Genomic DNA, 3,702 nt, shown 5'->3' with positions numbered 1-3,702 from the left:
GCTCCCCGGCATCCTCGTGACGGCGTCGACGGCGACTCGGACAGCGGATCGCAGCTGTGGCATCGTCGTCGCCAGGGATGCCCCGTTCGCAGGCGGTTTCGATGCGCGTTTCGAGTTCGTCGGCCCCGAGGGGCCGGCCTGGTACTGCTACGCGCTGGTGCGGGATGAGGACGATGTCCTTGTCGGTTCCCTCGGCCCGATCCCCGGCGCACCGCCACCCCCTGACCCGGCGTTCATTCACGCATGAGTCGCGAGTAGGCAAGAATGGAGCCATGCCTGAAACCCGCCTGGTCGCATTCGACCTCGATGACACACTCGCACCCTCGAAGTCACCTATGGACCCGCGCATGTCGCAGATCCTCGCCGACCTGCTCGACGTCGTGCCGGTGTGCATCATCTCCGGCGGCCAGTTCTCCCAGTTCAAGATGCAGGCGATCGACAACCTCCCGGAGGCCGGATCGGCGCACCTCGAGCGCCTGCACCTGATGCCCACCTGCGGCACCCAGTACTTCCGGTTCAAGGGCGAGAGATGGGAACAGATCTACGCCGAGAACCTCACCGACGACGAAAAGGCCCGGGCCCTCGCGGCCGTCGAGAGCCGCGCGAAGGAGCTCGGCTTCTGGGAGTCCGACACGTGGGGCCCGATCCTTGAGGACCGCGGCTCGCAGATCACCTTCTCGGCTCTCGGCCAGGCCGCTCCGGTTCCAGCGAAGCAGGCATGGGACCCAACCGGCGAGAAGAAGAACACGCTCCGTCAGGCGGTGGCCGCCGACATCCCTGACCTCGAAGTCCGCTCCGGCGGGTCCACCTCCGTCGACATCACCCGCAAGGGCATCGACAAGGCGTACGGGATGAAGAAGCTCGCCGAACTCACCAGCATCTCCCTCGACGACATGCTCTTCATCGGAGACCGCCTCGACGTGAACGGGAACGACTACCCGGTGAAAGCCCTCGGCGTGCGCTGTGAAGCCGTCGACGACTGGGAAGACACCGCCCGGTTCGTCGAGGCGCTGATTCCGCAGCTGAAGGCTGCCGCCGCCGTCTAAGACCCGGACCCGTGGGGTGCGCCGTCCCGCTGCCCATGCTCCGTTGTCGTCCAGTTGGCGCGACCGCCGGGTTCCCGAGCAGGTAACCAGCCTCAGCGCCAATCGAAGCGGCTCCCGCCCGGTCTCACGCACTCACACGGATGCGACGGCGGGCGAAACCGTGCCGGGCGGCCAGTCCGTCCTGGCGTACCACCACCGAGACGCCGGAAATCCTCGTCAGCAGCTCGTCATCGGTCAGCGCACCCAACGCGGACAGGTCAGCATCCAGAACCGACACATCCGGTCCCGCGCACACACCCACGCCGGCGTGGTGCCCTGTTCGGTGTCGGCGTTGCTACACCCTCGTCAATCAGCACCGTCCAGCCAATATTCCGGAGGTTCGGCTCCCGGGTCCTCCGCCGACCCGCCCCATCCGATCCATTCGACTTTCCCGATCGTTCCGCCGAGCAGGCAGTACGACCATGAGTCCCCAGTGGGATACATGTGGTCATCCGGGATGGGATTCGGGTCACGCTCGTCAATGACAACCCACCAGTGTCCGCTGTCGCGCTCAAACACCTGATCGAGGTCGAGCGTTCTTTCCCTCGGCAGCTCACCGAACGGACTTGGGTCGGTGGGGTGGGCGGCGCAAAGCATAAGTGCCTCGTATCCGGTCAGCGGGTCGGACGGGGACCGGGGCGGCGTCGACGGGGCCGCTGTCGTTGTCACGGTGGTGGCCGGTCCGGGGACTGCGGTGTTCGTGCAGCCGGTGAGCACGGTTATGAGAGCCAGCGCGGCAATGGTTCGCCTGCGGGGAATCACGGGATCAGTCCCCCGTCGGGCACAACGGAGCATGCGGATTCGAAGGGTCGAAGGTTCCGATTGCTGCAAGGTCTGAGAGGTCATCGACCGGCTCCGGCCCCGAGCAGTAAGCGTGTGCTGTCCAGGTGACGTCGTCGAAGGTTCCGTCGAGTGCGCAGCGCCCCCAGGCCTCGGTCGGGAGTCCATATTCGACGGCTCCCGGCGACGAGTCTGTCCGCTTCAACAACACGTACCAACCGAACGAATCCGTGCGTTTGATCGTGGCGCTCTCGAACGGAGTGGTGCTGACGGAATAACGTCCCTCGAGGGGCGGACGATAGATGCGCGCGGAGCACAGGGCATAGGCGTCGAGCGCGTCGATGCGGGAGCCAGGGCCTCGAACCTCGGGCAGGGCAGACGCCGTCACGGTCACCGTCGGTCCGGGCACCGCGGTGGTCGTGCTGCACGCGCTCACCAGCAAAGCACCAGCGCACAGCGCCACTCCCCCGATAAACCGCACAAACTCTCCCTTGAGTTAGCAGAGAGCCTAGGACCTATCCGTTCACGTGACCAGCACCCGAACGGCCGATCGGGTACGGGGTCGTTGGCGTCATCGACGGGCCAGAAGCCGAGGTGTCAGCCCTTGCGTCCGGATGCCACGTAAACCGTGTTCGCAGACGTCCCGCCGGTGAGCGGGTTGGCGAACGGCACCACATGGGCCTCGACGGTGCCGAACACCTCGCCGAGCAGAGCGGAGTAGGCCTCGTCGGGTGGATCGTCCGACCAGAGCGCGAACGCTCCCCCTGGCGCCAGATGCGCCGCAGCCTGCCGGATTCCCTCGACCGTGTAGAAGCCGGCCGAGTCCTCGTTCAGCAGGTGCCTGGGCGAGTGGTCGATGTCGACGAGGATCGCGTCGAACGGCGAATCGGATGCCGGCGGGCGCCGCATCAGCGCGAAGAAGTCGTCGTGAACAAGCCGAGTGCGGGCATCCGTCACGATCGGGGTCGACACCGGCAGCAGCTCGCGCTGGTGCCAGTCGATCACAGCATCAAGGGTGTCGACCACGGTCATCACAGCGACGCGCTCATGGGCGAGCACAGCTTGAGCGGTGTAGCCGAGGCCGAGCCCGCCAACCACGACGTTGAGGCGATCGCCTTCGACGGCGGCGAGCCCGAGGTGGGCCAGCTCGATCTCCGCGACAGGGAACAGGCTCGACATGAGGAATTCATCACCCAGCTTCACCTCATAGATGTCGACGTCGAGAGCAGTGTCGTGGCGTCGGCGCAGGCTGAGCTCACCGAGCGGGGTCTCCTGCCAGGCGAGCTCCTCGAAGCGCAGGTTCATCGGATGCCGGGAATTCGGGAGGAAATGCGCATACCCAATGGTCCCACGCCGGAGGACAGGCGGCGATCGAGTAGGGCCGTGCGCTGATCGAGTCGAAACCCCACCCGCTGATCGGGTAGTGCGAGCGCCGGGTATCGAGATCGCATCCGGTTCACTCAACATGACCACTCGGGCCTAAACTGACGTTCTCTCACTCCCCAGCATCCGGAGACCTCATGTCGACTCGCGCATTCCGGAGGATCGCCCTGGCGTTTCTCGGTGTCGTGCTCACCGCTGACGCGCTGGTGGCGCTGTGGCCAACACCGATCGACAACCGCGTTTCGCTGCGAGACACGCTGGAGCAGCTGCGGGCGTCCGGGCTGCCCGATTTTCTGCGCTATGGAGCGCTGGAGTTCGGAGGGAACATCCTCCTCTTCGTTCCCCTGGGCTTCGCGCTCGCCCTGGTCATGCCGGAGGGCCGCCGGTGGATGGCGCCGACCCTCTGCGTGGCCGGCTCGTTCGCCGCCGAGTTCATCCAGTTGGTCTTGCGCCC

5 protein-coding genes and 1 pseudogene are annotated in these 3,702 nt (G+C 66.0%); 3 read left to right on the top strand and 3 right to left on the bottom strand.

The genetic code is table 11. The features are described 5' to 3' along the window. Together JWP90_RS09135 and JWP90_RS09130 are read left to right on the top strand one after the other, a co-directional pair. A pseudogene (locus JWP90_RS09135) lies at nt 1-247 on the top strand (hypothetical protein); the annotation flags it as partial. Between the two features lie 25 nt (nt 248-272). Continuing rightward, on the top strand, nt 273-1,046 hold the full coding sequence (locus JWP90_RS09130) for an HAD-IIB family hydrolase (protein ID WP_297362847.1): 774 nt from the start codon (nt 273-275) through the stop codon (nt 1,044-1,046). 124 nt (nt 1,047-1,170) lie between these two features. Here JWP90_RS09130 and JWP90_RS09125 read toward each other — a convergent pair whose 3' ends face one another. From JWP90_RS09125 to JWP90_RS09115, 3 genes are all read right to left on the bottom strand, one after another. After that, nucleotides 1,171-1,323: a hypothetical protein gene (locus JWP90_RS09125; RefSeq protein ID WP_297362844.1), complete on the bottom strand. Its 153-nt coding sequence runs from the start codon at nt 1,321-1,323 to the stop codon at nt 1,171-1,173. A 528-nt stretch (nt 1,324-1,851) separates the two neighbouring features. Next, complete coding sequence (locus JWP90_RS09120) at nt 1,852-2,301, bottom strand: hypothetical protein (protein ID WP_297362841.1); 450 nt, start codon at nt 2,299-2,301, stop codon at nt 1,852-1,854. Nucleotides 2,302-2,462: 161 nt separating this feature from the next. Continuing rightward, a complete protein-coding gene (locus tag JWP90_RS09115) occupies nt 2,463-3,170 on the bottom strand; it encodes a spermidine synthase (RefSeq protein WP_297362838.1) in 708 nt (235 codons plus the stop codon). Nucleotides 3,171-3,385: 215 nt separating this feature from the next. On the opposite strand from JWP90_RS09115, the gene JWP90_RS09110 reads away from it, so the two are divergent. After that, the coding region (locus JWP90_RS09110; protein WP_367182704.1) for a VanZ family protein at nt 3,386-3,702 on the top strand (317 nt) is incomplete at its 3' end.

It is taken from the genome of Mycetocola sp. (assembly GCF_025464835.1).
Lineage (GTDB): Bacteria > Actinomycetota > Actinomycetes > Actinomycetales > Microbacteriaceae > Mycetocola_A.
This window is presented reverse-complemented; position numbering and strand designations above follow the sequence as displayed.